Below are 24,114 nucleotides of genomic sequence, written 5' to 3'. Positions count from 1 at the left end.
CCGCCTACCTCCTGTCAGCGGCAGTCGGGTCGGTTTGCACCGACCTCCAGCACGAGCGCTGCTTCCCTATGCGCGCCGGTCTGGACTCGTGAAGCACTGGGCTTCTCGACCTGGTTCTCACGTTACTGAGCCCCCGCTCCGCTGCCAGCCCATCCAAGGGATGGAGGATGGCAACTTGCTGTATTTTTAGTGGCATCAGGCCTCGCTGAGCAGGCCCAGGCTCTTGCCCTTGAGCACCGCCTGGGTGCGGCTGCGCACGCCCAGCTTGGCGAACAGGTTATGCAAGTGCCATTTGATGGTCGCTTCCGACAGGTGCACCGCCTGGGCGATGTCCCGGTTGGACAGGCCGGCCGCGACGAAACGCAGGATTTCTCGCTCGCGGTGGCTCACATCCTGGTTCTCGTCGAAGGTTTCCGGGTCCACCGCCAGGCGCCGGCACTGCTCGCGCAGCGTCTCGGCGATACCCTGCCAGGCCCCGGCCTTCTTGGGCTCGGCGGCACGCCAAGCCTCCCACAGGGGTAGCAGCCACAGCGCATCGTCCTGGAACAGGCGCCGGTAGCCGCGGTTCCAGGCTTCCTCGAGGGTGGGCAGGAACAGGGCGAAGGCCTTGTCGCTGTTACCTTTGCGCCAGTAGGCCACGGAAAGTAACAGGGACAGGCGCAGGCGCCGGTCGCGCTGGTGTTCGGCGCCCTGGCGGGCGAGGCAGGTTTCCAGCGCGCTCTGCGCCTTCTCCGGGCGCCGCTCGGTCAGGGCCAGGCGAGCGACGGACAAGGCCAGTGCCGTATGGGCATCGGCATAGCGCGCCAGCGGCAGGGCCGCCAGGTGGCGCTCCAGTTGCAGGCAGACGCGCTCGGCTTCGTTGGGGCGGCGCAGCCACAGCAGGAACTGCACCTTGCAACCCATGCCGTGGGCGAACACCCGCTCGTAACCCGGCCCCTGGAGGCCGGCGAGCCAGTCATCCAATTGATTGAGCGCCTGCTCCGGTTCACCGGCGAAGAAGCGCGCCCGCGCCATCACCAACTGCCCACGGCTGATCAGCTCCACCGGCGTCGCCACGTCGCGCCAGGTGGTAGCCAGGGGCAGTTCGGCGAGCACCGCCGCATGGCGATCCTGTTCGTAAAGCAGGTCGGCGTACGCCAGCACCAGTGGCCCACCCACGCGGCTGCGGCGACCGAAGACCCGCTCGACACGGCCACGGGCAATCTCGGCGATGGAGCGGCCGCGTTCCAGCTCGCCGCTCTCCTTGCAGATCAGCGACTCGATCAGGCTGGTCATCACATGCAGGTATTCGCTGTCGACGATGCGCAGGCAATCCCGTGCGGTGGCGATGGATTTCGACGCGTCGCCGAACTCACCCAGCAACGCATAGGCCGCCGCCTGCACGCAGGACAGGCTGGCGCGGAACACCGGCTGGTTGTCCGGGACCATGGCCAGCCACTGGCGGGCGACCTTGAGGCAGCTTTCCAGCTTGTCCTGGTACAGCAGCACCAGCGCCTTGAGCACCTGAGAGGCGGCCAGCAGCTCGCCGAGACCGAAGTGAATGACCTTGCCGCGCCCCTGCAGCAGGCGGGTGCTGACCTCTTCGATCAGCGCCTCGGACTCGGCGAACTTCTGCTCGAAGGCCAACTGCCAAGCGTAGAAAATCTGGAACACCGGGTGCTCGCGGATCACATCGGCGGGCACTTCCTTGAGCATCGAGAGGATGCCGTAGACGCGGTTGCCGGCGATCAGCCGAGCGCCCTGGCGCTCCAGCAACTCGGCGGCGAAGCCGTAGTCACGCCCGCGCAGGGCGTACTTGATGGCGCGGTCCGGCAGGTCGTGGCTCTCGCACCAGCGCGCGGCGGCATGCAGCAGGGTGGCACTGTCGGTATGGCGCTGCAGGCGGCCCTGAAGGAATTCGGCGAACAGGTGGTGGTAGCGGAACCACTCGCCCTGCTCGTCCAGGGGGATCACGAACAGTTGCTCGCGCTGCAGTCGCATCAGCATGTCCAGACCGTCACGGCGGCCGGTCAGGGCGTTGCACAGGTCGGCGCAGAACTCGTCGAGCACCGAGGTCTGGTCGAGGAACTGCTGCAGGGCCAGGGGCAGGCTGTTGACCACGTCCTCGGCCAGGTAGTCGGCGATATTGCGCTCGGTACCGCTGAGGCTGGCGAGGAAGGCCTTGCGGTCCGGATGCCGTGCCAGGGCAAGGCTGGCCAGGTGCAGCGCGGTGATCCAGCCCTCGGTGCGGGCATGCAGCTGCTTCAGCTCGCTGCGGCTCAACTCCAGCTCGCGGACCTCGCGGAAGTACGCCTCGGTTTCCTCAAGGGACAGGCGCAGGTCTTCGGCCTGCAGCGTGAAGGCCTCGCCCTCGATGAACAGGCTGCGCGGGGTGAAGCGGGTGGCGCTGACCAGGTGCACGTTGCGCGGCAGGCGCTCGACCAGGTGACGGGCGCCCTGCTCCAGGCTGGCGTGGCGGATGCGATGGAAGTCGTCGAGCATCACGTAGAGCTCGCCGTCGAAGCGCTGCAAGTCACTGACGAAGGCGTCGATGATCGCCTCCACCGGCCAGTTCACCTCACCCCGCAGCAGCCCGGCGGTGTTGCTGCCGAAGCCCGGCTTCACCGCCTCGACCGCGGCGACCAGGTATTGCAGCAGGCGCTGGGGCTCGCTGTCGGAATCATCGCAGGACAGCCAGGCAACCCGCGCACCGGCTTGCTGCAGCTTCTCGCGGAACAGGCTGAGCACGGTGCTCTTGCCGAACCCTGCGGGGGCACTGAGCACCATCACGCGCTGGCTGCGGGCCTCGAACAGCCGGTCGATCAGGGCCTTGCGCGCCAGGCGCGGACGGCCGCCGGAATCCGGCGGGAAGAGCTTGGTACGCAGCATCGGGAAGGGCAGCGCATCGTTGGACGGGGCGCTCATGCTTCCAGCAGCCCCAGTTCCCGCGCCCGGCGTATCGCCTGGGTGCGATTGCGCACCTTGAGCTTCTCGTAGATGTTGTGCAGGTGCCATTTCACGGTCCCCAGGGCCAGCGAGAGCTGCTGGCCGATTTCCTCGTTGGAAAGTCCCTTGGCCGCCAGCAGGACCACCTCGCGTTCGCGGTCGGTGAGCCCTTCTTCCAGCACATCCTGTGACTTGCGTACGTCCTGTCCCGGCCAGATGGCCAGCAGGCTGCGAATGAACCCCTGCAGCGCGGGCTGGCGCTCGGCGGCTTCCAGTTGCTGCAGCAGCAGGCGGATGGCATCGCCCTCCTCCACGAACAGGCTGCGCACATCCTCGCGCTCGGCGCTCAGCAAGCACTGCACCAGCAGGCTCTGGGCCCGTTCCTGGTAGCCCAGGCGCTGGTAGCTGAGGGCGGCCAGCAGGTCGAGGCGCAGGCGCTGCAGGCCATGCCAGCCGGGTTGCAGCTGGGCACGCAATTGGTTGATCTCGTGCAGCGCCTCGCTGTAATGCCCACGCGCCTGCTGCAGGCGCACGCGGATCAGCCCCTGGGTCCAGAGCACCGGGTTGAAGCCGCGCTTGGCGTAGTCGGCGGCGAGCTTGGCCCAGTCCACCGCCTTCAGGCGCAGCTCGGCCCGCTTGATGCGGTCGGTCGCCGGTTCCTGGAGGATCAGGGTCACCTCGTCGGCCACCGCCTGCACGTAGAAGCGCCAGGAGTGGTTGCGCGCCGCCAGGTTCTGCATCAGCACCAGGCTGGCCAGGGCTTCCTTGGGCTTGTCCTGCATGCGCTGGATGCGCGCGAGGAAGAGCATGCCCTGGGCATAGATATCGATGGGCTTGATCACGTCCACATGGTTGAGCGCCCAGCGCAGGCGCTCTTCCAGGCCGTCCAGACGCCCCTGCTGGTAGGCGATCAGCGATTCGATGATCACCGGCAGGGCCAAGGCCCGGGACTTCTCGCCGAACAACGGCATCAGTTGGGCGCGCATCTGCTCGTGCAGCAACTGGGCCTGCTTGACCTGGCCCTGCTCCAGCGAGAGAAGCACCTCCACGTTACCCAGCTGCATGTCGAGGTAGCGACCCTCGAGGAAGTGGTTGCGCTGCTGCGCCAGGGCCAGCAGACGTCGCGCCTGTTCGGGCTGGGCGAGGATCACCAGGGCCAGGGCACCGATCACCAGCATGGCCACTTCGAGGAAGGCCTCGTGCTGGCCGAGCAGGCCCTCCACCTTGCGCGCCAGGCTCACGCAGAGGTCGAGGTCGTCCTTCTGCAGCGCGATGGCGGCCTTCACCGCCAGCGCGGCCAGGTACTTCTCGCTGAGCGGCGCCTGGGCGCCGGTACCGCCCCAGCGCGCCAGCAGCTCGTCGAGCATCTGGTTGGCTTCGGGCAAGGCCAGCTCGGTGGCGCGGTTCCACACATCGGCGAGGATCAGCGTCGGGTAGCGCTCGGCGATGTCGTCGGGAACGAACTGGCGCCAGCGGTAGATCTGGTTCAGCTGGCCACGGTTGATCAGCTCCAGGCCGCAACCGTCCACCAGCGCGGCGAGCATTTCCGGGTCTTCGGCCAGGCAGGCGTGCTCGATGGCGAGGTTCTGCATGTGGTGGTTGGTGAACCACAGGCTGGCATTGAAGTGCAGCTGCTTGAAGCGTTCCGGCTCCTGGGCCACCAGGCGGGCCCGGAGGAAGTCGGCGAACAGGTGATGGAAGCGGTACCACTGGCGCTCGCGGTCCAGGGGCAGGAGGAACAGCTGCATGGTTTCCAGCTGCTCCAGCAGGGCCTGGCCGTCGTTGCGCCCGGTCAGGGCGTTGGCCAGGTCACCGCTCAACTGGCTGGCGATGCCGAGGGCCAGCAGGGCGTCCTGCAGGTCCGCCGGCAACTGCTCGAAAACGGTGGTCAGCAGGTAGTCGCCCACGGCCGCCTGGTCGCCGCCCATGGCCAGCACCTGGTCGGAGGCCTGGGGCTGGTGGCGCAGCCAGAGGCTGGCGAGGTGAACGCCGATCAGCCAGCCTTCGGTCTGGCTGTGCAGCGCGGCGAGGGTCGCCTCGTCCAGCTCCAGGCCGCTGCGGTCCAGATAGTTGCGGGTCTCGTCCTCGGTCAGGCGCAGCTCGTCCAGGCCGATCTCCAGCAACCAGCCCTTGGCACGCAGGGTGGCGAGGTTCATCGGCGGCAGGGAGCGGCTGCCGATGGCGAGGGTGAAATTGGCCGGCGCCATCTTCACCAGGCGGCCGAGGGCGGTGAAGATCTCCGTGTCGCTGAGCAGGTGCAGGTCATCCAGCACCAGCAGCAGCGGCCCTTCCAGTGCGGTCAGTTCCACCAGCAGGCTTTCCAGCACGGCAGCGACCGGCACCTGCATGGTGTTCTGCAGGAAGCCGGCCGCATGGGCACCGATGCCGGGCACGGCGGCACCCAGGGTCTTGATCAGTTGCTGGAAGAAGCGCGAGGGGTTGTCGTCCTCGCTGCCGAGGGAGAACCAGGCGACAGCGGAACCGGCCTCACGCCGTTGTTCTGCGAGGGTCGCCAGGGCGGTGGTCTTGCCAAAGCCTGCGGGCGCCGAGAACAGCAAAAGGCGCGCGTGAGGGTGTGCAGCCAGGACCGCCTGCACCTGCGGTCGTGGCAAATAGTCGGCAGACGCTTGGGGCGTCATCAGTTTTGAGCGCAGTAGGCTGCCGGCTGCGGGGTCGAGAACTGCATCCACGGCCTGTATCCCTGTATCTTTATCATTGTGGGACGGGGATATGACCCCGCGGGATTTATCCATAATTATCAGAATGCATTTCCTGCGTAAACTTAAGAAACGGCTCTAGGATCGACAATTTAGGCGGTCTAGAATCCTCACTCGCGCCCTCTTTGCGTCCATCATGCCCAACTGCCTCCTACACCCTCTGCCCTACCACGAACACCCGGGACAGCGTTTCGCCCTCGTCCGCCATGCACCCGGAGCGGTGCTGCTCGACGCCGGCCGGCCCATTGCCAGTCGTGGACGCTATGACCTATTCAGCGCCTGGCCATTGGCAGAACTGGCGCCGGGACCCGACGAATCGGCCAACGACTTTATTTGCCGCCTTCGCGGGACCTTGCAGCAGCTGGGCCCGGCGGATTCCCCCGATACCGTGGAACTGCCATTCACGGGCGGATTGATGGGATATTTTTCCTATGACTTCGGCCGCCGGCTGGAGCAACTGCCCGAGCAGGCCCTGGATGACCGCCACCTGCCGGACGCCCAACTCGGCCTCTATGCCTGGGCCCTGGTCAGCGACCACCAGCACCGCACCAGCCAGCTGGTATTCCACCCGAGCCTCGCCGAAAGCGAGCGACTGCGACTGATAGACCTGTTCGAGTGCGCGGAAAATCCCGACAACGTCGATGAATTTCGCCTTACCCGCGCCTTTCAGGCCGATCTGTCGCAAACGGCTTACAGAACGGCCATCGAACGCATCCAGTCGTACATCGCTGCCGGCGATTGCTACCAGGTGAACTTCGCCCAGCGCTTCCAGGCGCCCTGCCAGGGCGACCCCTGGGCGGCCTACCTGGCGCTGCGCGAAGCCTGCTCCACGCCCTTCTCCGCCTACCAGGCCCTGGCCGAAGGCGGCGCCATCCTCAGCCTCTCCCCAGAGCGCTTCATCAAGCTGAGCAAGGGCCAGGTCGAAACCCGCCCGATCAAGGGCACCCGCCCCCGGGGCCGCACGCCGGACGAGGACGCCGAACAGGCCGCAGAGCTGCTGGCGAGCCCCAAGGACCGGGCCGAGAACCTGATGATCGTCGACCTGCTGCGCAATGACCTGGGTCGCAGCTGCGCCACCGGCAGCGTGAAGGTGCCCGAGCTGTTCGCCCTGGAGAGCTACCCCAACGTGCACCACTTGGTCAGCGCCGTGAGCGGCACCCTGGCCGCAGGCAAGGACGCACTGGACCTGCTGGTGGGCAGCTTCCCCGGCGGCTCCATCACCGGTGCGCCGAAGATCCGCGCCATGCAGATCATCGACGAGCTGGAACCGACCCGCCGCGCCATCTACTGCGGCTCGCTGGTCTACCTCGACGTGCGCGGGGAGATGGACAGCTCCATCGCCATCCGCACCCTGCTGGTGAAGGACGGCGTGGCCAGTTGCTGGGGCGGTGGCGGCATCGTCGCCGACTCCCAGTGGGAAGAGGAGTACCGCGAATCCATCACCAAGGTGCAGGTGCTGCTGCGTACCCTGGAAGGCTTGTAGGGGCTCCATTCGCCCAGCGCCACGCAGGCGCAGAAACGAAAAAGCCCGCTTTCGCGGGCTTTTTCATGGCTAGGCTCAGAGGCTCAGCTGGCGATCGGACGCCTTGAGGAACTCACGCTTGAGGTCCTCGTAGGTGTGCACCGCGGGGAACTGCGGGAACTCGCGGATCACGTTTTCCGGCGCATGGAACAGGATGCCGGCGTGGGCCTCGGCGAGCATGGTGGTGTCGTTGTAGGAGTCGCCCGCAGCGATCACACGGTAGTAGAGGCTCTTGAAGGCGATCACCGACTGGCGCTTCGGGTCCTTCTGGCGCAGCTGGTAGCCCACGACGCGGTCGGTGTCGTCGGTGATCAGCTTATGGCACAGCAGGGCCGGGAAGCCGAGCTGGCGCATCAGCGGCTGGGAGAACTCGTAGAAGGTGTCGGAGAGGATCACCACCTGGAAGCGCTCGCGCAGCCAGTCGACGAACTCCACCGCGCCTTCCAGCGGCTTGAGGGTGGCGATCACTTCCTGGATGTCGGACAGCTTGAGGCCGTGCTCATCGAGGATGCGCAGGCGCTGCTTCATCAGCACGTCATAGTCGGGAATATCGCGGGTCGTGGCCTTGAGCGCGTCGATTCCAGTTTTTTCGGCGAAGGCGATCCAGATTTCCGGAACCAGCACACCTTCCAGGTCGAGACAGGCGATTTCCACGAGACATTCCTCGGTTATTGAATTGTTAGGGAGGCGGCACTCTAGCTTTTCACCCGCAGCCACGCAACGCGGCACTTATACCCAAACAGGGCAGTCCCCCTGCCTTATGGTTATTTAGGCGCATAAGTTGCTTTTGCTACCATCCGCGCCACAGAGCGCGTAGCGCCATTTCAACTAGGAAAACCGCCTGATGAGCCAACCCTTCGACGTCGCCGAGATCGCCGCGGCCTACGCCAGCAAATCCCCCCAGGACATCCTCAAGCTCGCCTTCGAACACTTTGGCGACGACCTGTGGCTGTCCTTCAGCGGTGCCGAGGACGTGGTGCTGGTGGACATGGCCTGGAAGCTCAACAAGAACGTCAAGGTGTTCAGCCTGGATACCGGTCGCCTGCACCCGGAAACCTACCGCTTCATCGAGAAGGTCCGCGAGCACTACGGCATCGCCATCGAGCTGCTTTCCCCCGACGCCACCAAGCTGGAGCCCTTCGTTCGCGAGAAGGGCCTGTTCAGCTTCTACAAGGACGGCCACGAGGAGTGCTGCGGCATCCGCAAGATCGAGCCGCTGCGGCGCAAGCTGTCCACCGTGCGCGCATGGGCCACCGGCCAGCGCCGCGACCAGAGCCCCGGCACCCGCAGCAAGGTGGCGGCGGTAGAACTGGATGGCGCCTTCTCCACGCCCGACAACCCGCTGTACAAGTTCAACCCCCTGGCGCAGATGCCCAGCGACGAAGTCTGGGCCTACATCCGCATGCTGGAGATTCCCTACAACCCGCTGCACGAGCGCGGTTTCATCAGCATCGGCTGCGAGCCCTGCACCCGCCCCGTGCTGCCCAACCAGCACGAACGCGAAGGCCGCTGGTGGTGGGAAGAAGCCACGCAGAAGGAGTGCGGGCTGCACGCCGGCAACCTGATCGCGAAGAACTGAGCCGATGAAGATCACCCTGGTGAAGAAGGTCATGGCCGATGGCGAGGACTGCGACAAGTGCAAGGATGTGCAGCGCCTGCTGGAGCGTGGCGGCTACATGGGGCGCATCGACCGGGTGATGGTGGCTGACGAGCGCAACCCGGCCAGCGCCGGCTGGATGGTCGCCCAGCACTATGGCATCGACACCGCGCCCTTCTTCGTGGTGCGCCGCGACGACGGCAGCGAGCAGGTCTACACCGTGTTCCACGAGTTCCTGCACCAGGTGCTCGAAGCAGAATGAAAAAGCCCGGCAGATGCCGGGCTTTTCGTTTGCGGGCGTCGACTCAGTAGGTCGGCAGCTCGACGTCGTGGAACAGGTCATCCAGCTCGGCCTTGTTGTGGCACTGCACCGCCTTGGCCAGCATGTCGCGAGTCAGGTGCGGGGCGAACTTCTCGATGAAGTCGCACATGAAGCCGCGCAGGAAGGTGCCGCGACGGAAGCCGATCTTGGTCACGCTGGATTCGAACAGCTCGCCGGCATCCAGTACCACGAGGTCGCTGTCGAGCTTGGGGTCCACCGCCATCTTGGCGACGATGCCCACGCCCAGGCCCAGGCGCACATAGGTCTTGATCACGTCGGCGTCGGCCGCGGTGAACACCACCTTCGGCGTCAGGCCGCGATGGCTGAAGGCTTCGTCCAGCTTCGAACGGCCGGTGAAACCGAACACGTAGGTGACGATGGGGTGCTCGGCGAGCGCTTCCAGGGTCAGCTTCGGCAGTTTGGTCAGCGGGTGGCCCTGAGGCACGATCACGCAGCGGTTCCAGCGGTAGCAGGGCATCATCACCAGGTCGCCGAACAGCTCCAGGGCTTCGGTGGCGATGGCGAAGTCGACGGTGCCGTCGGCCGCCATTTCGGCGATCTGCATCGGCGTGCCCTGGTGCATGTGCAGCGCCACGTCCGGGTACTGGCGGATGAAGTTGCTGATCACCGGCGGCAGCGCGTAACGCGCCTGGGTGTGGGTGGTGGCGATGGACAGGGTGCCCTTCTTCTCGTTGGAGAATTCCTGGGCGATCTGCTTGATGCTTTCCACCTTGCGCAGGATTTCCCCGGCGGTGGTGATGATGCGCTCGCCCGCCGGAGTGACGCGGGTGAGGTGCTTGCCGCTGCGGGCGAATACTTCGACGCCCAGTTCATCCTCGAGCAGGCGGATCTGCTTGCTGATACCTGGTTGCGAGGTGTACAGGCTTTGCGCGGTGGCCGACACGTTGAGGTCGTGGTGCGCCACTTCCCAGATGTAGCGCAGTTGCTGAAGCTTCATAGATGTCCCTCAAAGCAAATGACGACGCAATGGATGGTCGGCGACGTTTATAACCATATTAATGGTTTGATGGATAAAACTAGACGTTTTTTTCAGTTTTGCACGTCATTCGTAATCGCCGTCACAGCTCTCCCCTGCCCCGGTGCTGCAGCATGGGCACCAGGTACACCGGCACATCGGATAACTGCACCAGCCGCGCCGACGTCCGCCCCAGGGGCGTATCGAGCGCAGCGCCATGGCTATGACTGCCTACGACCAGCAAATCCACCCCGAGTTTCTGCGCCTCTTCGAGAATCACCTGGGCCGGGTCGCCCTGCACCACGCGCACCGCGCGGATCATCCCCAGTTCGCTCTGGGCGTCACCCATCTCGTCGCGGAACCCTTCCAGCACACGCTGTTCGATGCTGGCCATGACGGTGCCCAGGCCCTTGCTGCGCAGGTCGGCAAGGCGCTCTTCATCCAGGTAGGTCTGCAGGACCGACTCGGCGAACAACCCGAGGGGCTCCACCGCGTGCACCACGTAGAGCTCGGCCTGGTAGACCCGGGCGAGCGAGAGAGCGTGCTGCAGCACGTAGGGGGCATAGAGGCCAAGGTCGGTGGCGTAGAGAATCGAACGAATCATGAGGCCTCCTACTGCCTGGGTGGCGGGCCTCGTCTCAGCTTAGTCAGATCTGCGGTTCGTTGCTTACACCGTGCGGCACATGGCCCGTAGCGACCACTTCGCGGGCTTTCTCGCAATGCCCGGCCTGGTCGTCGAAGAACACGTCGGCGCCAAAGGCATCGAGGATCGAGGACTTTTCCAACCCGCCGAGGAAGAAGGATTCGTCGAGGCGGATGTCCCACTCGCGCAAGGTACGGATGACCCGCTCATGGGCCGGCGCCGAGCGCGCGGTGACCAGGGCCGTGCGGATGGGGCAGGCGTCGGCGGGGAACTCCTGCTGCAGGCGGTTGAGCGCCGAGAGGAAGGGCTTGAAGGGGCCACCGTCCAGTGGCGTCAAGGCAGCTTCGCGCTCGTAGGCCTGGAAGGCTTCGAGCCCGCCGCGCTGGTAGACGCGCTCGGAGTCGTCGGAAAACAGCACCGCATCACCGTCGAAGGCGATGCGCAATTCGTTGCTCGCGGCCCGGCGCGGCCCGCCGGACAGGATGGTCGCCGAGGCGAAGCCACTTTGCAGTGCAGCGCGCACGTCGTCCACATGGGTGGAGAGGAACAGGTGGCAACCGAACGCCTTGAGATAAGGCCCCGGGCTGCGGCCGCCGGAGAAGGCCGCGCGGGATATGGCCAGGCCATGCTGCTGGATCGAGTTGAACGCGCGCAGTCCGGTATCGGCGCTGTTGCGCGACACCAGGATCACCTCGACCCGCGCCTGCCCCAACTCGCTGTTGAGGCCGAGCAGTTTCTGCACCAGGGGGAAGGCGTCGCCCTGCTCGAGCACTTCGTCTTCGTGCTCGATCTGGTACTGGCGGTAGGCTTCGATGCCTTCGGCCTCATACACCCGGTGGCTTTCATTGAGGTCGAACAGCGCCCGCGAGGAAATCGCCAGCACCAGTTTGTCCGCCAGTCCTCCCGCCATACCCCTCTCCTTATTGCTGGTTGCGCGCGTCGATGAAACGTAGGGCCTGGTACAGCGCGCGGATGCGCGGCAATTCCTTGCCGGCCGCAGCGGCCGCTGCCAGGGGTGCAGCATAGATGGCCTCCAGCTCCAGCGGCCGGCGCTGGGCGAAGTCGTGGTACATGCTGGGCAGGTAGTCGGGCATGCGGTCGGTGGAAGCCAGCAGCTTGCCGGCGAACCCTTCCGGCAGGCTGTGGCCACAGGCCAGTGCGCCCTCCACCACTTCCTGCATGATCGCCTGGATCAACTCGCGGGCGTCGGCGTTGCGCATCAAGGCCGTGGTGCCGGCGTCGAGCAGGACCGAAAGGCCGTTGTAGGGCACGTTCCACACCAGCTTCTGCCAGCGCGCCTGGTCAAGGTTGGGCATGCCGGTGGAATCGAGTCCCGCCGCGCGGAACAGCCCGACGCCCTCCTCCAGCAGCGCCTGGCGCGCGCCATCATCGATGGCCGGGCCGGAGTGGTAGCCGAGGTTCACCGCCCCCAGGGACTGGTGCTCGATGACGCCCGGCGCATCGCGGTGGACGCAGATGTAGCAGAGCCCGCCCAGCAGGTGCAGCGAATCCGGCAGCAGCGGGCGCAGCGCGTCCTCGACGGCCAGGCCGTTCTGCAGCACCACCACCTTGGCGCCCGGAGCTGCGGCACGGGCGATCAGCGGTGCCAGGTCGGCGTTGCTGGTGGTCTTGGCGCCCACCAGCAGCCAGTCGCAGGGCGGCATCTCGGCCACCTCGCGATAGGCCTGCACGGGGTTCAGGGCCAGGGCGCCGTGCACAGCGCTGTTGAGCTGCAGGCCATTGGCACGCACGGCCTCGTATTCGCTGCGCAGCAGGAAGTGCACATCGAAGCCCGCACGGGCCAGCAGCAAGCCGTAGAAGCCGCCGATGGCACCGGTACCGATGATGCCGATGCGCGGTTGCTGGGTTTGGGTCATCAGGGAAGCTCCTCTGCCTGGCGGGCCAGTGCCTCGTCCAGGTTGCGGTTCAGGTCGTCGCCCTGCAGCGTGCTGCGCAGGGCGCCAAGAAATTGTCCATCCCGCACCACGAACAGTGCAGGCAGGTGGAATACCTCGTAGCGCTGCACCAGGCCACCATTATTGCCGGCGTCTATCCAGCACAATCTGTCGATGCCCAGGGGCATCTGCGACAGATGGCGCCGCGCCCAGCGGCAACTGGCACAACCTATGCTGGTGAATATCACCAGGGAGGTGCCCGGCAGGCCCAGCAGTTGCTGGTCCGCATCGAAATCAGTCAGTTCCAGTTCGCGCACTATACTGCCCCTAAGAGATGCCAGAATAATGGCATCCGGAGTTCACAAAAAATGCGTCGATTCCTGCGTCACCCCAGCGATCTGCCTGTAGAGCTGGTACTGCGCAAGCACAGCTTCCTGCCGCGACAGCGGCTGCACAATATCAGCCTCGGCGGCGTTGCCTGCAACTCGCTGCGGGGCTTTCGCAAGGGCACCGCGATCGAGCTGCGCATCCCCCTGCTGGGCGACGAGGCGCGCTATGCGGGCATCGTCGCCTGGTGCCGCAAGCAGCCCGACGACTACCTGGTGGGCATCTGCTTCACCGACGAGGAAACCCTGTTCCGCGCCCGCATGGTCGAGCAGGTCTGCCAGATCGAGGTCTACCGCAAGCAGCGCGAGCTGGAGGCCGGTGAGGAACTGCCGATCGAGCGCATCGCCCAGGAATGGATCGCCCGGCACGCCGCCGAGTTCTCCGCTGCCAGCCTGAACTGAGCATTTTCCGCCTATTTGCTCCCTTCGCGCCATTGTCGAGCCAGCGTGTAACGCGTTAAGGTTCCGCGTCCCCGACGCGCACTCAAATGCCGTGCCCCGCCGCTCCGGGATGGCTGGCGGCCCGCACCTGTGACCTGACGACTGACCTGATGACTAGCACGATGGCTGATTTACCGATCGACGACCTTAACGTTGCCTCCAACGAGACCCTGATCACGCCGGAGCAACTGAAACGCGAGATTCCGCTCACCGACGCCGCATTGCACACCGTTGCCCATGGCCGCGAAGTGGTGCGCAACATCCTCGATGGCAAGGATCATCGCCTGTTCGTGGTGGTCGGCCCCTGCTCGATCCACGACATCAAGGCCGCACACGAATACGCCGATCGCCTCAAGGGCCTGGCTGCCGAGGTCTCCGACACGCTGTTCCTGGTCATGCGCGTGTACTTCGAGAAGCCGCGCACCACCGTCGGCTGGAAAGGCCTGATCAACGACCCCTACCTTGACGACTCCTTCAAGATCCAGGATGGCCTGCACATCGGTCGCCAACTGCTGCGCGACCTGGCCGAGAAAGGCCTGCCCACCGCCACCGAGGCGCTGGACCCGATCTCCCCGCAGTACCTGCAGGACCTGATCAGCTGGTCCGCCATTGGCGCCCGCACCACCGAATCCCAGACCCACCGCGAGATGGCCTCGGGCCTGTCCTCGGCGGTCGGCTTCAAGAACGGCACCGACGGCAGCCTGACAGTCGCGATCAACGCGCTGCAGTCGGTCTCCAGCCCGCACCGCTTCCTCGGCATCAACCAGGAAGGTGGCGTCTCCATCGTCACCACCAAGGGCAACGCCTATGGCCATGTCGTGCTGCGCGGCGGCAACGGCAAGCCCAACTACGACTCGGTGAGCGTTGCCATTTGTGAGCAGGAACTGACCAAAGCCGGCATCAAGCCGAACATCATGGTCGACTGCAGCCACGCCAACTCCAACAAGGACCCGGCCCTGCAGCCGCTGGTGATGGACAACGTCGCCAACCAGATCCTCGAAGGCAACGGCTCCATCGTTGGCCTGATGGTGGAAAGCCACCTCGGCTGGGGCAGCCAGTCCATTCCCAAGGACCTGAACCAGCTGAAGTACGGTGTATCGATCACCGATGCCTGCATCGACTGGGAAGCCACCGAGAAGACCCTGCGCAGCATGCACGCCAAACTCAAGGACGTGCTGCCCAAGCGCCAGCGCGGCTGATCGACCGCGCAATGAAAAACGCCGGGCATCTGCCCGGCGTTTTCATTCCAGCTTCCAGCTCAGCCCTTGGGGGCGTGACGCTGGCGACGCTCGATGTAGCGTTCCACATAGGAGCAGGAGGGGATCACCGTATAGCCCTGGTCTTCAGCGAAGCCCAGCGCGCGCTCGGTGAGCGCTGCGGCGATGCCCCTGCCACGCAGCGCGTTCGGCACGAAGGTGCGATAGATGTCCAATGTCTGTTTGCCCAGGTCCATGTAGGCAAGGTAAGCACGATGACCGTCCACGGTGGTCTCGAACTGATGACCTGCCTGGTCATGGTGGATGGACAGCGCCTCGCTCATCGCAACTCCTCAGGGGGTTTTAGAACAACACCCGTACCTTATCTATCTTTTCCAGCCGAAGAAACATTTCGGCGGAGCCGGAGCCAAATTGGACACTCAGGAAAGCCTTACCGTTCTCCACCTTATGTAATACACCCTGGTAATAGGCGCCATCGAAGGTGATGAACTGCAGTCGCTTGCCTGCGTAGTCCTGCAGGCTGGATACCTTGACGAACTCGTACTTCGGCAAGGCACCTGGGGCGTCGGTATTTTCCGACGTTACCGACACCATCTCGTTAACCCCCATCTCGGGACGCTTGCCCGGGTCGACCCAGGCGAAGGCGATCGGCTGCACCGCCTGCTGGTTGACCAGCAGCACCGGGCGCAGCATACCGACCACATCCTTGGGCTCGAAGAACTGCAGGCCGTCCCAGCTCATGCCCTCGGTCGGGGTCAGCTCGACGCGCAGCGATTGCGGGTCCTTCAGGTAGCGCCCGTAGGCATCCAGCAACGGCTGCTCGAGGGCGATCTTCTGCGCCCGCAGCACGCGATCGAGCTGCTCCACGGCGGTCTTCAAATAGACATCGGCGGGCTGGCCCAATTTACCGGCGCAGTATTCCTGCACCTTGCGCTGGTACTGGTTGTCGTTGAGTTCGAAGACGACGCTGGACAGGCGCGGCGGGTTGACCCGCAGGTCGCCCGGCTTCTCGGACATGTTCGACAGCGCCATGCTGACGCGGGTCTCGCCCATGTCACGGGTATCGGACGTGAGATTGAAGGTCAGCTTCTGCGCGCCGGGCTCGAACAGGTAGGAGAACTCGGCGTCGGTCTCGAAGGTGCGGTAACCCATGTCGAGCAGCTCATTGGTGCCGATATGACTGATCTTGCCGCACGCCACTTCGCTCATCGCGGTGAAGATGCTGCGTTCGGTCGGCGCATCGTAGAGCTGCTGCATGAAGGGACCATGCACGTCCAGCATCAGGCCCTTCAGGCGCACGGCCATCTGCTTCGGGAACTTGCCCTCGTCCAGGCGCTCCTTGAAGCTGAGCAGCTCGCGCAGGCCATTGAACTTCAGCTCGGCATGGGTCACCTGCACGCTGTCGCCCAGCGCGGGGACACGAACCTTGAGGTTCTCCAGGCCGACGCGGCCGTCGAAGGACGAGGTGATGCCGCCGTAGCTGATGTCCATGATCGGCGAAAGCTGCTGGATCGCATCATTCATGATCGACCTGACCGAAAGGTACAGGGAGAGTTTGATGATTAACGCCAGCGCGAGCGCCGCGAGCACCACCCACTTAAGTAGTCTTGCCATTACGCCGTCCTTGATGTCCTGGAATGCGGGATGAAAACCGGCGCAGCTTATCAGTGCGCCCATGGGCCATCCACGGCATTTCCCACAATATGAAGAACCAGTTCACTGTAACGAACGGGAAGTTGTGGTCTTTACATCCGCGCATAGCAGCAAACATGCAAAAACGACCGACGCCTGTCATTTCTCGACAAACAGCCCCACCCAACCAGGCCGGGGCCGGCAGGGTATCTCCGTCATCTTCGGCTAAACTTTGAACTTCACCTGCTCACGGACTATCCAACTGGATATTTTTTGAACAGGCACCGTCGGAAATGGCTGGGAAGGTGAAAAAAAACACCCCTCCTTGCACCGCGTCAGTTTACTTACTACAAGTTATGGGTAGTATGTACGCCGGCTAATTTCCCAAGCTCGGGGAATTGCTTTTATGGAAATGTCCACCTTAAGGGGAACACGATGAACAACGTTCTGAAATTCTCTGCTCTGGCTCTGGCAGCAGTTCTGGCCACCGGTTGCAGCAGCGTCTCCAAAGAAACCGAAGCCCGTCTGACTGCAACTGAAGATGCAGCCGCTCGCGCTCAAGCCCGTGCCGATGAAGCCTACCGCAAGGCTGACGAAGCTCTGGCCGCCGCTCAGAAAGCCCAGCAAACTGCTGACGAGGCTAACGAGCGCGCTCTGCGTATGCTGGAAAAAGCCAGCCGCAAGTAATAGCCCACAAGGCTTTTACTCGAACCGACCCAGTTCACTGGGTCGGTTTTTTTATGCCTGCGATTCCACCCCGGCACATTTCCACAGGCATGAAAAAGCCCGCCGCACCATGAGGGCAGGCGGGCTGTTCAGTGCCGCTTAGAAGCTGGGGGCAGCGGGCTCGCTGTTGGCCACGGCAGCGGAAGGCTCGGCGATTTCCACCGGCAGGCCGTCTTCGGCCGCGACCACTTCACGCACCACTTCCCAATCCAGGCGGATGCTGTTGACCAGGTCTTCACGCTTGAGCAGCGCGTTGATCACCGCGGTGTGCTTGTCCACCACCGACGGGTCGCCATGGTCGTTCAGCGGGGTGTGCGCCTCGATGTAGACCTTGCCGCCGCTCACGCCGAACTTGTAGGGCTCGTTGATGATGCGTACGGGCGTGCCCACCGGCGCCATCTTGGCCAGCGCCAGCACGTTGTTGTTGAGCATGCGGAAGCAACCGTGGCTGACGCGCATGCCGATACCGAACTTCTTGTTCGAACCGTGGATCAGGTAGCCAGGCAGGCCCAGGGTGAACTTGAACGGGCCCAGCGGGTTGTCCGGGCCCGCCGGCACCACGGTGGGCAGCGGGTCGCCATCGGCGGCGTGCTCTTCACGGATGGACTTGGGCGGATACCAGGCCGGGTTCGGCGTCTTGGCGGTGATCTTGGTGGTGTTGATCGGGGAACCCCAACCCTCGCGACCGATCCCCAGCGGGAAGGTGTGCACCACGTTCTGCCCTTTCGGGAAGTAATACATGCGGTACTCGGCCAGGTTGATCACGATACCTTCGCGCGGGCCCGGCGGCAGGATGAAGCGGGTCGGCAGGAGGATCTCGGTGCCCGTGCCCGGCAGCCAGGGATCGACGCCCGGGTTGGCCGCGACCATCTCCAGGTAACCCAGGTCATTGGCGACGCCGATGTCGGCGAAGGTGTCTTCGTACTTGGCCTTGATCACCTGGACCTGGCCGACGATATCCTCGCCGGGGGGCGGCAGGGGCAGCTCCAGCGCTGCAGCGTGACCGGCCAGCGCGAGCGCGATCAGGGACAGGGAACGGGCGACGGCGGGAACGCGCGACAACATCCGGTAATCCTTGGCAAAAGTGGCTGATTAAAAGACTCGGGATTGTACACCGGCATGCAGCGCGCCGGGAGGACTCAGCCGTCGGACCATTCGGGCCGGTGGCCGTCCCGCTGGGAGTCCAGTTCGGCGCGGCAGGCCGGGCACAGGCGGCGGTCCTGCAACTGCGGTTTTTCCAGCACGCACCAGCGCGGCTTCGCCGGCAGCAATCCCCCGCACAGGGTCCTGTCCGCATGGCCGCCGAGTTCAAGCTGGCGAGCGACCAGGTGCAGGCGCACCTCGCGGCAAGCGAACAGGTCGAGCTGCTCGTCGGGCTCGATCAGCTTATAGGCATGCAGGGACCAGGCGGGGCGCGGCATGAAGGACTCCAGGACGGGTGCGCAACCTTAGCCGAAAGGCGTGCCCCGGAAAAGCCTCCCGAAGCGCCTCAGAGCAACGGCTTCAGGGTTGGCCAGACGTTATCCAGCAACTTGCCCTGGGCACTCGCCGCCGGATGGATGCCATCGGCCTGCATCATCCCCTCGACACCGCCCACGCCCTCAAGGAAGAAAGGCACCAGCGGCACCTGCCGGGCGCTCGCCAGATCCTGATAGACCTGGGCGAAGGCATCGGTGTAGCGCTTGCCGTAGTTGGGCGGCAGGCGCATGCCCAGCAGCAGCACCTTGGCCCCCGTTTTCTGCGACTGCTCCACCATGCCGGCAAGATTATGTTGCAATTGTGCAGGGGGCTGACCACGCAACCCATCGTTGCCACCGAGCTCGATAATCACCAGCTCCGGCTTGTGCTCGCCAAGTAGCGCGGGCAGCCGGGAAGCACCGCCGGCACTGGTGTCGCCACTGATGGAGGCGTTCACCACGCGGTGTTCGAAACCCTCGTCATCCAGGCGTTTCTGCAGCAGAGAGACCCAGCCCTGGCTGGTTTCCAGTCCCAAAGCGGCGCTGATACTATCCCCGACGACCAGCACGGTCCCCGCCGCAGCCTCCTGGGCCATCACCATCAACGCCAGGCAACTGCCCAACAACCAAGCACGCATCGGATTCTCCATGAGCGCAAGCATTCTCAATGCGCGGAACCTTAGCAAAGTGGTTCCCAGCGCGGAAGGCGAGTTGACCATCCTCCACGATCTGGACCTGGACCTGGCCCAGGGCGACAGCCTGGCCATCGTCGGCAGCTCCGGCTCCGGCAAATCCACCCTCCTCGGCCTGCTCGCCGGGCTCGACCTGCCCAGCTCCGGCGACATCAGCCTGGCCGGCCACGCCCTCGCCCGCCTCGACGAGGACCAGCGTGCCCGCGTACGCGCCGAGCATGTCGGCTTTGTCTTCCAGTCCTTCCAGTTGCTCGACAGCCTCAACGCCCTGGAAAACGTCATGCTGCCCCTGGAACTCGAAGGCCGCAGAGACGCCCGCGAACGCGCCCGCCACCTGCTCGACCGCGTCGGCCTCGGCCAGCGCCTGGGCCACTACCCGCGCCAGCTGTCCGGGGGTGAGCAGCAGCGCGTCGCCATCGCCCGCGCCTTCGCCGCCGAACCCGACGTGCTGTTCGCCGACGAGCCCACCGGCAACCTCGACAGCCACACCGGCGAGCGCATCAGCGACCTGCTGTTCCAGCTCAACCAGGAACGCGGCACCACCCTGGTCCTGGTCACCCACGACGAGCGCCTGGCCCATCGCTGCCGCCGCCTGATCCGCCTGGAGTCCGGCCGCCTGGTCGACCGGGTGGAACCCTGATGGGGCGCCTGCCGTTCTCGCGCCTGCTGGGCATGGCCGCCAGGCAACTGCGGCGCGATGCCCGTGCCGGCGAGCTGCGCGTACTCTTCTTCGCCCTGGTGGTGGCCGTGGCTGCCAGCAGCGCCATCGGCTACTTCGGTGCCCGCTTGAACGGCGCCATGCTCCTGCGCGCCACCGAATTCCTCGGCGCCGACCTGCTGCTCAGCGGCTCCTCACCCGCCACCCCGGAGCAGATCGCAGCGGGCGAACAGCTCGGCCTGCGCCATGCCCGCGCCGTCGAATTCTCCAGCGTCATCGCCGGTGACGCCGGCATCCAGCTCGCCAGCGTCAAGGCGGTGGACGAACCCTACCCCCTGCGCGGCGAGCTGAAGAGCGCGCCCGCCCCCTACGCCCCGGAAGAACCCGGCAACGGCCCCGCCCCCGGCGAAGCCTGGGCCGAGGCACGCCTGTTCACCGCACTGGACCTCAAGCCCGGCGACAGCGTGGACGTCGGCCAGCAGACCCTGCGCCTGACCCGCGTGCTCACCTACGAGCCCGATCGTGCCGGCGACTTCTACAGCCTCACCCCGCGCCTGTTGATGAACCATGCCGACCTCGACGCCACAGGCGTGGTGCAGCCCGGCAGCCGAGTGCGCTACCGCGAACTCTGGAGCGGTCCGGAAGAGGCACTGAAAAGCTACCGCGACACCCTCGAGCCCACCCTCGCGGCCAACCAGCGCATCGAAGACGCCCGCGACGGCAACCGCCAGGTCGGCGGCGCCCTCAGCCGTGCCGAGCGCTACCTCAACCTTGCCAGCCTCGCCGCCGTACTCCTGGCCGGTGTCGCCGTGGCCCTGTCGGCGGCCCGCTTCGCCGCCCGCCGCTTCGACGCCAGCGCCCTGCTGCGCTGCCTGGGCTTGTCGCGCCGCGAAGCGCTCCTCCTCTATACCCTGCAACTGGGTCTGCTCGGCCTTGCCGCCGCCATTCTCGGCGCACTGATCGGCTGGCTCGCCCAGCTCGGCCTGTTCCACCTGCTGCGTGAATTGTTGCCGGCGGAAGTGCCCTCCGGCGGTGTGCTGCCCGCCTTTGCCGGCATCGCCACCGGCCTGGTGGCCCTGGCCGGTTTCGCCCTGCCGCCGCTGGCCGCCCTGGGCCGTGTCCCGCCCCTGCGCGTGCTGCGCCGCGACCTGCTACCCGTGCCGCCCAGTTCCTGGCTGGTGTACGGCGCCGCCCTGCTCGCCCTCGGGCTGATCATGTGGCGCCTGAGCCTGGACCTGGCACTCACCCTCGCCCTGCTCGGCGGCGGCCTGCTCGCCACCCTGATCCTCGGCGGCCTCATGCTCCTCGGCCTCAACGCCCTGCGCCGCCTGCTGGCCCGCGCCGCCCTGCCCTGGCGTCTCGGCCTTGGCCAACTGCTGCGCCACCCGCTGGCCGCCGCCGGGCAATCCCTGGCCTTCGGCCTGATCCTCCTGGCGATGGCGCTGATCGCCCTGCTGCGCGGCGAACTGCTGGACACCTGGCAGGACCAGCTGCCCGCCGACGCACCGAACTACTTCGTGCTCAACGTCCTGCCCGGCGAGAAGGACGCCTTCGCCGAGCGCCTCGCCCAGCTTTCGCCCCACCCGGCCCCGCTGTTCCCCGTGGTGCCCGGCCGCCTCACCGCCATCAACGGCGAACCGGCGAAAGAGCACGCCAGCAAGGAATCCCAGGGCGAGCGTGCCCTGCAGCGCGACCTCAGCCTCACCTGGGCGGCCGACCTGCCCAGCGGCAACCGCCTGGTGGCCGGGCAATGGTGGGACCAGGCAGCGGCCGGCGACCTGCCCGGCGTCTCGGTAGAAGCCAAGCTCGCCACCAACCTCGGCCTGCAACTGGGCGACCGCCTCAGCTTCAGCGTCGGTGGCATCAGTCGCGACGTGCGTGTCACCAGCCTCCGGGAAGTCGACTGGGACAACTTCCAGCCGAACTTCTTCATGATCTTCGCCCCCGGCTCCCTCGCCGACCTGCCGGCCACCTACCTCACCAGCTTCTATCTGCCGCCGCAGCACGACCGCGAGCTGGTGGAACTGGCCCGCGCCTTCCCGGCGGTGACGTTGCTGGAGGTGGAAGCCATCCTCGCGCAGCTGCGCAGCATCCTCGCCCAGGTCACGGTGGCGGTGGAGTTCGTCCTGCTGTTCGTGCTCGCCGCCGGCCTCGCGGTGCTCTTCGCCGGCCTGCAGTCGACCCTCGATGAACGCATCCGCCAGGGTGCGTTGCTGCGGGCCCTGGGTGCGGAACGCAATCTGCTGCAGAAAGCCAGGCGCGCTGAATTCGCCCTGCTCGGTGCAACCGCCGGCCTGCTCGCCGCCCTGGGTTGCGAGCTGGTCAGCGCCCTGCTCTACACCCTGGCCTTCGACCTGCAATGGCACCCCCACCCCTGGCTGCTGCTGTTGCCGCCCCTGGGCGCGCTGCTGGTGGGTGGGGCCGGCGTGCTCGGCACCCGTCGCGCCCTCAACGCCAGCCCGCTGCAGGTGCTGCGCGAAGCCTGATCGCCCGGCCCGCCTGTACAAGGCGGGCCGACCTCTTGCTAGACTCCGCCCCTCTTCGCCCGCCTAGAGCCTGTCGCATCACGCCATGAGTCGCTATCGCCCCCCACGTTCTGCCGGCACCCCGCTGATCACCCCCGAAGGCGAAGCCCGCCTGCGCGCCGAACTGCACGAGCTCTGGCACGTGAAGCGCCCCAAGGTCACCCAATCGGTGAGCGAGGCCGCCGCCCAGGGCGACCGTTCGGAAAACGCCGAGTACACCTACGGCAAGAAGATGCTGCGGGAGATCGACAGCCGCGTGCGCTTCCTCACCAAGCGCCTGGAAAGCCTCAAGGTGGTCAGCGAACGCCCGTCCGACCCGAACAAGGCCTACTTCGGCGCCTGGGTGACCCTGGAAGATGATGAGGGCGAACAGTCGCGCTACCGCATCGTCGGCCCCGACGAACTCGACCTGAAGCAGAACCACATCAGCATCGACTCACCCCTGGCCCGCGCCCTGGTGGGCAAGGCGCTGGATGCCGAGGTGCTGGTGCACACCCCGACGGGCGAGAAGAGCTGGTACGTGGTGGAGATCGAATACCCCTGAAGCCCCGCGCCTCAGCGCAGGGTGATCAGCCCCTGGCGCGAAACGCGCACCAGCTCGCGGACCATCAGCGCCACCTCGTCCCGGGGCGGCGCCTGCACCACGGCCATATCGAAGCTGTCAGCGGCATAGCGCTGCAACGACGCGGCATCGAGGGCGAACTGGATAAGCAGGTTGCGTGGCCCGGCCCAACGCTTCGGCCAGCCGTCGAGATAACGCAGCATGGTCGGCTGGTGGGGGCCGCTGAGAAGAACCCTGGGGTTGCGCAAAACCAGGCCCGTGGTGATGGGGGCCAGGCGAATGAGCGGTTGGGGACAGGTCATGGTGTCATGTCTCCGCCTCGTTGATCCCGCTGGGCAGCGGTGAGAGGCGACACCGAACCAGCGCTTTAGCGGTATTTCGAGATGGATTCCATCTCCGCGCCCCGCAAGTAGCTGTCTTAAATCGGCGCATGGGTCGGCATCCTAGAGAAGCCTCCGCAATACTGTCAATACGACCAAGACGTCGTCCTGGAGCCTTCGCGACCATGTCCACACCTCCCTTGCGCCTGTTCTTCGCCCTGCCCTGTCCCGAGCCGCTGGCAACGAGCATAGCCCTGTGGCGAGAAGCCGCTCGCTGCGAAGGCAAAGCCGTAGCCACCCGCAACCTGCACCTGACCCTCGCCTTCCTCGGCCAGCAGCCACGCGGCTGCGTCGCCGAACTGAAGGCCATCGCCGAAAACCTGGCGGGCGAGCCCTTCACCCTGCGTCTCGACCAGTTGCGCTGCTGGCACAACGGCCTGCTGCACCTGGCGCCCGACCACCCGCCGCCGGCGCTCCTGGCCCTGGCCGCCAACCTGCAGGATGGGCTGCGCGCAGCGGGCTTCGCCATCGAACGGCGGCCCTTCCACCCGCACCTGACCCTGGCTCGACACTGCCCACACCTGCCCGGCGCAGCGGCCCCAACCTTCGATTGGCCTGTGAACCAGTTCGCTCTCTTCGCCTCGGAAAATACGGCCTCGGGCGCCCATTACCACGCCCTCGGGAACTGGCCGCTGCTGCCCCAGGACTCAAACGAGCGTTTCACTCAGTAACAGGGAAACGCCCGCCAACTTTCGGTGAACGGCTGTAAACAACGGCGAAACACCCGACCCAGACGCCGTGGCGTACGAATGACCGGCCTGGCACGGTTCCTGCCCCAGCCCATCAGCTGATGTACGCGTCCGGGATGGGCGCGGCGGTTTCGCAGGGAGGCACCCACTGC

24 protein-coding genes are annotated in these 24,114 nt (G+C 65.7%); 10 read left to right on the top strand and 14 right to left on the bottom strand.

The window, feature by feature from the left end; all coding sequences use genetic code 11:
• Window positions 1-195: 195 nt before the first annotated feature.
• Entirely contained in the window at window positions 196-2,904 is a 2,709-nt protein-coding gene (locus PI990_RS10520; RefSeq protein WP_271660561.1) for a helix-turn-helix transcriptional regulator, read from the bottom strand.
• Window positions 2,901-5,615: a LuxR C-terminal-related transcriptional regulator gene (locus PI990_RS10515; RefSeq protein ID WP_271660560.1), complete on the bottom strand. Its 2,715-nt coding sequence runs from the start codon at window positions 5,613-5,615 to the stop codon at window positions 2,901-2,903. The genes PI990_RS10520 and PI990_RS10515 overlap by 4 nt, the downstream gene beginning before the upstream one ends.
• 163 nt (window positions 5,616-5,778) lie before the next feature.
• Between PI990_RS10515 and pabB the strand changes: the two genes are divergently transcribed.
• Entirely contained in the window at window positions 5,779-7,125 is a 1,347-nt protein-coding gene (pabB, locus tag PI990_RS10510) for an aminodeoxychorismate synthase component I (RefSeq protein WP_271660559.1), read from the top strand.
• Between the two features lie 75 nt (window positions 7,126-7,200).
• Here pabB and thrH read toward each other — a convergent pair whose 3' ends face one another.
• Window positions 7,201-7,818, bottom strand: coding sequence for a bifunctional phosphoserine phosphatase/homoserine phosphotransferase ThrH (gene thrH / locus PI990_RS10505; RefSeq protein WP_021220337.1), 618 nt, complete (start codon window positions 7,816-7,818; stop codon window positions 7,201-7,203).
• Between the two features lie 190 nt (window positions 7,819-8,008).
• On the opposite strand from thrH, the gene PI990_RS10500 reads away from it, so the two are divergent.
• Together PI990_RS10500 and PI990_RS10495 are read left to right on the top strand one after the other, a co-directional pair.
• Entirely contained in the window at window positions 8,009-8,743 is a 735-nt protein-coding gene (locus PI990_RS10500) for a phosphoadenylyl-sulfate reductase (RefSeq protein WP_021220338.1), read from the top strand.
• Between the two features lie 4 nt (window positions 8,744-8,747).
• Window positions 8,748-9,023 (top strand): hypothetical protein, encoded by a 276-nt coding sequence (locus tag PI990_RS10495; protein ID WP_184489299.1) that lies wholly within the window; start codon window positions 8,748-8,750, stop codon window positions 9,021-9,023.
• A gap of 43 nt (window positions 9,024-9,066) precedes the next feature.
• On the opposite strand, the gene cysB is transcribed toward PI990_RS10495, so the two are convergent.
• The 5 genes from cysB to PI990_RS10470 form a co-directional block, all read right to left on the bottom strand.
• The gene (cysB, locus tag PI990_RS10490) at window positions 9,067-10,041 is read right to left on the bottom strand and encodes an HTH-type transcriptional regulator CysB (protein WP_021220340.1); all 975 of its coding nucleotides are present in this window, start codon (window positions 10,039-10,041) and stop codon (window positions 9,067-9,069) included.
• A 121-nt stretch (window positions 10,042-10,162) separates the two neighbouring features.
• The gene (locus PI990_RS10485; protein WP_021220341.1) at window positions 10,163-10,663 is read right to left on the bottom strand and encodes a universal stress protein; all 501 of its coding nucleotides are present in this window, start codon (window positions 10,661-10,663) and stop codon (window positions 10,163-10,165) included.
• 43 nt (window positions 10,664-10,706) lie between these two features.
• Window positions 10,707-11,612 carry a 5'-nucleotidase gene (locus PI990_RS10480; protein ID WP_021220342.1) on the bottom strand — a complete coding sequence of 302 codons (906 nt, stop codon included), beginning with the start codon at window positions 11,610-11,612 and terminating at the stop codon, window positions 10,707-10,709.
• A gap of 10 nt (window positions 11,613-11,622) precedes the next feature.
• Entirely contained in the window at window positions 11,623-12,579 is a 957-nt protein-coding gene (locus PI990_RS10475; RefSeq protein WP_271660558.1) for a putative 2-dehydropantoate 2-reductase, read from the bottom strand.
• The gene (locus PI990_RS10470; protein WP_021220344.1) at window positions 12,579-12,914 is read right to left on the bottom strand and encodes a hypothetical protein; all 336 of its coding nucleotides are present in this window, start codon (window positions 12,912-12,914) and stop codon (window positions 12,579-12,581) included. Before PI990_RS10470 ends, PI990_RS10475 begins: the two co-directional genes overlap by 1 nt.
• Window positions 12,915-12,965: 51 nt before the next feature.
• Here PI990_RS10470 and PI990_RS10465 point away from each other — a divergent pair, with 51 nt between their 5' ends.
• Together PI990_RS10465 and PI990_RS10460 are read left to right on the top strand one after the other, a co-directional pair.
• Complete coding sequence (locus tag PI990_RS10465; protein WP_021220345.1) at window positions 12,966-13,385, top strand: PilZ domain-containing protein; 420 nt, start codon at window positions 12,966-12,968, stop codon at window positions 13,383-13,385.
• A gap of 161 nt (window positions 13,386-13,546) precedes the next feature.
• Window positions 13,547-14,623 carry a 3-deoxy-7-phosphoheptulonate synthase gene (locus PI990_RS10460; protein WP_271660557.1) on the top strand — a complete coding sequence of 359 codons (1,077 nt, stop codon included), beginning with the start codon at window positions 13,547-13,549 and terminating at the stop codon, window positions 14,621-14,623.
• Between the two features lie 59 nt (window positions 14,624-14,682).
• Here PI990_RS10460 and PI990_RS10455 read toward each other — a convergent pair whose 3' ends face one another.
• Window positions 14,683-14,964, bottom strand: coding sequence for a GNAT family N-acetyltransferase (locus PI990_RS10455; RefSeq protein WP_021220347.1), 282 nt, complete (start codon window positions 14,962-14,964; stop codon window positions 14,683-14,685).
• Window positions 14,965-14,983: 19 nt separating this feature from the next.
• Window positions 14,984-16,255 (bottom strand): hypothetical protein, encoded by a 1,272-nt coding sequence (locus tag PI990_RS10450; protein WP_271661286.1) that lies wholly within the window; start codon window positions 16,253-16,255, stop codon window positions 14,984-14,986.
• A 453-nt stretch (window positions 16,256-16,708) separates the two neighbouring features.
• Here PI990_RS10450 and oprI point away from each other — a divergent pair, with 453 nt between their 5' ends.
• Window positions 16,709-16,960: an outer membrane lipoprotei OprI gene (gene oprI / locus PI990_RS10445; RefSeq protein ID WP_003448337.1), complete on the top strand. Its 252-nt coding sequence runs from the start codon at window positions 16,709-16,711 to the stop codon at window positions 16,958-16,960.
• Window positions 16,961-17,098: 138 nt separating this feature from the next.
• On the opposite strand, the gene PI990_RS10440 is transcribed toward oprI, so the two are convergent.
• From PI990_RS10440 to PI990_RS10430, 3 genes are all read right to left on the bottom strand, one after another.
• Window positions 17,099-18,064 carry a L,D-transpeptidase family protein gene (locus tag PI990_RS10440; protein ID WP_021220350.1) on the bottom strand — a complete coding sequence of 322 codons (966 nt, stop codon included), beginning with the start codon at window positions 18,062-18,064 and terminating at the stop codon, window positions 17,099-17,101.
• Window positions 18,065-18,138: 74 nt separating this feature from the next.
• Window positions 18,139-18,420 carry a hypothetical protein gene (locus PI990_RS10435; protein ID WP_021220351.1) on the bottom strand — a complete coding sequence of 94 codons (282 nt, stop codon included), beginning with the start codon at window positions 18,418-18,420 and terminating at the stop codon, window positions 18,139-18,141.
• Window positions 18,421-18,488: 68 nt separating this feature from the next.
• Window positions 18,489-19,094, bottom strand: coding sequence for an arylesterase (locus PI990_RS10430; RefSeq protein ID WP_271660556.1), 606 nt, complete (start codon window positions 19,092-19,094; stop codon window positions 18,489-18,491).
• A gap of 10 nt (window positions 19,095-19,104) precedes the next feature.
• On the opposite strand from PI990_RS10430, the gene PI990_RS10425 reads away from it, so the two are divergent.
• The 3 genes from PI990_RS10425 to greB all read left to right on the top strand — a co-directional run bounded on the left by PI990_RS10425 (window position 19,105) and on the right by greB (window position 22,875).
• Window positions 19,105-19,788 carry an ABC transporter ATP-binding protein gene (locus PI990_RS10425; RefSeq protein ID WP_031288068.1) on the top strand — a complete coding sequence of 228 codons (684 nt, stop codon included), beginning with the start codon at window positions 19,105-19,107 and terminating at the stop codon, window positions 19,786-19,788.
• Complete coding sequence (locus PI990_RS10420; protein ID WP_271660555.1) at window positions 19,788-22,292, top strand: ABC transporter permease; 2,505 nt, start codon at window positions 19,788-19,790, stop codon at window positions 22,290-22,292. The genes PI990_RS10425 and PI990_RS10420 overlap by 1 nt, the downstream gene beginning before the upstream one ends.
• An 85-nt stretch (window positions 22,293-22,377) precedes the next feature.
• Entirely contained in the window at window positions 22,378-22,875 is a 498-nt protein-coding gene (gene greB, locus PI990_RS10415; protein ID WP_271660554.1) for a transcription elongation factor GreB, read from the top strand.
• A gap of 11 nt (window positions 22,876-22,886) precedes the next feature.
• Here greB and PI990_RS10410 read toward each other — a convergent pair whose 3' ends face one another.
• Window positions 22,887-23,195 carry a hypothetical protein gene (locus PI990_RS10410; protein ID WP_021220356.1) on the bottom strand — a complete coding sequence of 103 codons (309 nt, stop codon included), beginning with the start codon at window positions 23,193-23,195 and terminating at the stop codon, window positions 22,887-22,889.
• A gap of 203 nt (window positions 23,196-23,398) precedes the next feature.
• Between PI990_RS10410 and thpR the strand changes: the two genes are divergently transcribed.
• The gene (gene thpR, locus PI990_RS10405) at window positions 23,399-23,944 is read left to right on the top strand and encodes an RNA 2',3'-cyclic phosphodiesterase (protein WP_271660553.1); all 546 of its coding nucleotides are present in this window, start codon (window positions 23,399-23,401) and stop codon (window positions 23,942-23,944) included.
• Window positions 23,945-24,114 lie beyond the last annotated feature (170 nt).

Origin of the sequence: Pseudomonas sp. TUM22785, from assembly GCF_028198105.1 — a bacterium.
Lineage (GTDB): Bacteria > Pseudomonadota > Gammaproteobacteria > Pseudomonadales > Pseudomonadaceae > Metapseudomonas > Metapseudomonas solani.
Note: the sequence above shows the minus strand (reverse complement) of the source record. Positions and strands in the feature narration are given on the sequence as shown.

Bases quoted from the DNA above. Each gene is read 5' to 3' on its own strand.
- PI990_RS10495 (WP_184489299.1), top strand. From the start codon at position 8,748: ATGAAGATCACCCTGGTGAAGAAGGTCATGGCCGATGGCGAGGACTGC.
- PI990_RS10425 (WP_031288068.1), top strand. From the start codon at position 19,105: ATGAGCGCAAGCATTCTCAATGCGCGGAACCTTAGCAAAGTGGTTCCC.
- cysB (WP_021220340.1), bottom strand. From the start codon at position 10,041: ATGAAGCTTCAGCAACTGCGCTACATCTGGGAAGTGGCGCACCACGAC.
- PI990_RS10420 (WP_271660555.1), top strand. From the start codon at position 19,788: ATGGGGCGCCTGCCGTTCTCGCGCCTGCTGGGCATGGCCGCCAGGCAA.
- PI990_RS10475 (WP_271660558.1), bottom strand. From the start codon at position 12,579: ATGACCCAAACCCAGCAACCGCGCATCGGCATCATCGGTACCGGTGCC.
- PI990_RS10465 (WP_021220345.1), top strand. From the start codon at position 12,966: ATGCGTCGATTCCTGCGTCACCCCAGCGATCTGCCTGTAGAGCTGGTA.
- thpR (WP_271660553.1), top strand. From the start codon at position 23,399: ATGTCCACACCTCCCTTGCGCCTGTTCTTCGCCCTGCCCTGTCCCGAG.
- PI990_RS10440 (WP_021220350.1), bottom strand. From the start codon at position 18,064: ATGTTGTCGCGCGTTCCCGCCGTCGCCCGTTCCCTGTCCCTGATCGCG.
- PI990_RS10430 (WP_271660556.1), bottom strand. From the start codon at position 19,094: ATGCGTGCTTGGTTGTTGGGCAGTTGCCTGGCGTTGATGGTGATGGCC.
- PI990_RS10455 (WP_021220347.1), bottom strand. From the start codon at position 14,964: ATGAGCGAGGCGCTGTCCATCCACCATGACCAGGCAGGTCATCAGTTC.
- PI990_RS10485 (WP_021220341.1), bottom strand. From the start codon at position 10,663: ATGATTCGTTCGATTCTCTACGCCACCGACCTTGGCCTCTATGCCCCC.
- PI990_RS10520 (WP_271660561.1), bottom strand. From the start codon at position 2,904: ATGAGCGCCCCGTCCAACGATGCGCTGCCCTTCCCGATGCTGCGTACC.
- PI990_RS10480 (WP_021220342.1), bottom strand. From the start codon at position 11,612: ATGGCGGGAGGACTGGCGGACAAACTGGTGCTGGCGATTTCCTCGCGG.
- PI990_RS10450 (WP_271661286.1), bottom strand. From the start codon at position 16,255: ATGGCAAGACTACTTAAGTGGGTGGTGCTCGCGGCGCTCGCGCTGGCG.
- oprI (WP_003448337.1), top strand. From the start codon at position 16,709: ATGAACAACGTTCTGAAATTCTCTGCTCTGGCTCTGGCAGCAGTTCTG.
- PI990_RS10500 (WP_021220338.1), top strand. From the start codon at position 8,009: ATGAGCCAACCCTTCGACGTCGCCGAGATCGCCGCGGCCTACGCCAGC.
- pabB (WP_271660559.1), top strand. From the start codon at position 5,779: ATGCCCAACTGCCTCCTACACCCTCTGCCCTACCACGAACACCCGGGA.
- greB (WP_271660554.1), top strand. From the start codon at position 22,378: ATGAGTCGCTATCGCCCCCCACGTTCTGCCGGCACCCCGCTGATCACC.
- PI990_RS10460 (WP_271660557.1), top strand. From the start codon at position 13,547: ATGGCTGATTTACCGATCGACGACCTTAACGTTGCCTCCAACGAGACC.
- PI990_RS10435 (WP_021220351.1), bottom strand. From the start codon at position 18,420: ATGCCGCGCCCCGCCTGGTCCCTGCATGCCTATAAGCTGATCGAGCCC.
- PI990_RS10410 (WP_021220356.1), bottom strand. From the start codon at position 23,195: ATGACCTGTCCCCAACCGCTCATTCGCCTGGCCCCCATCACCACGGGC.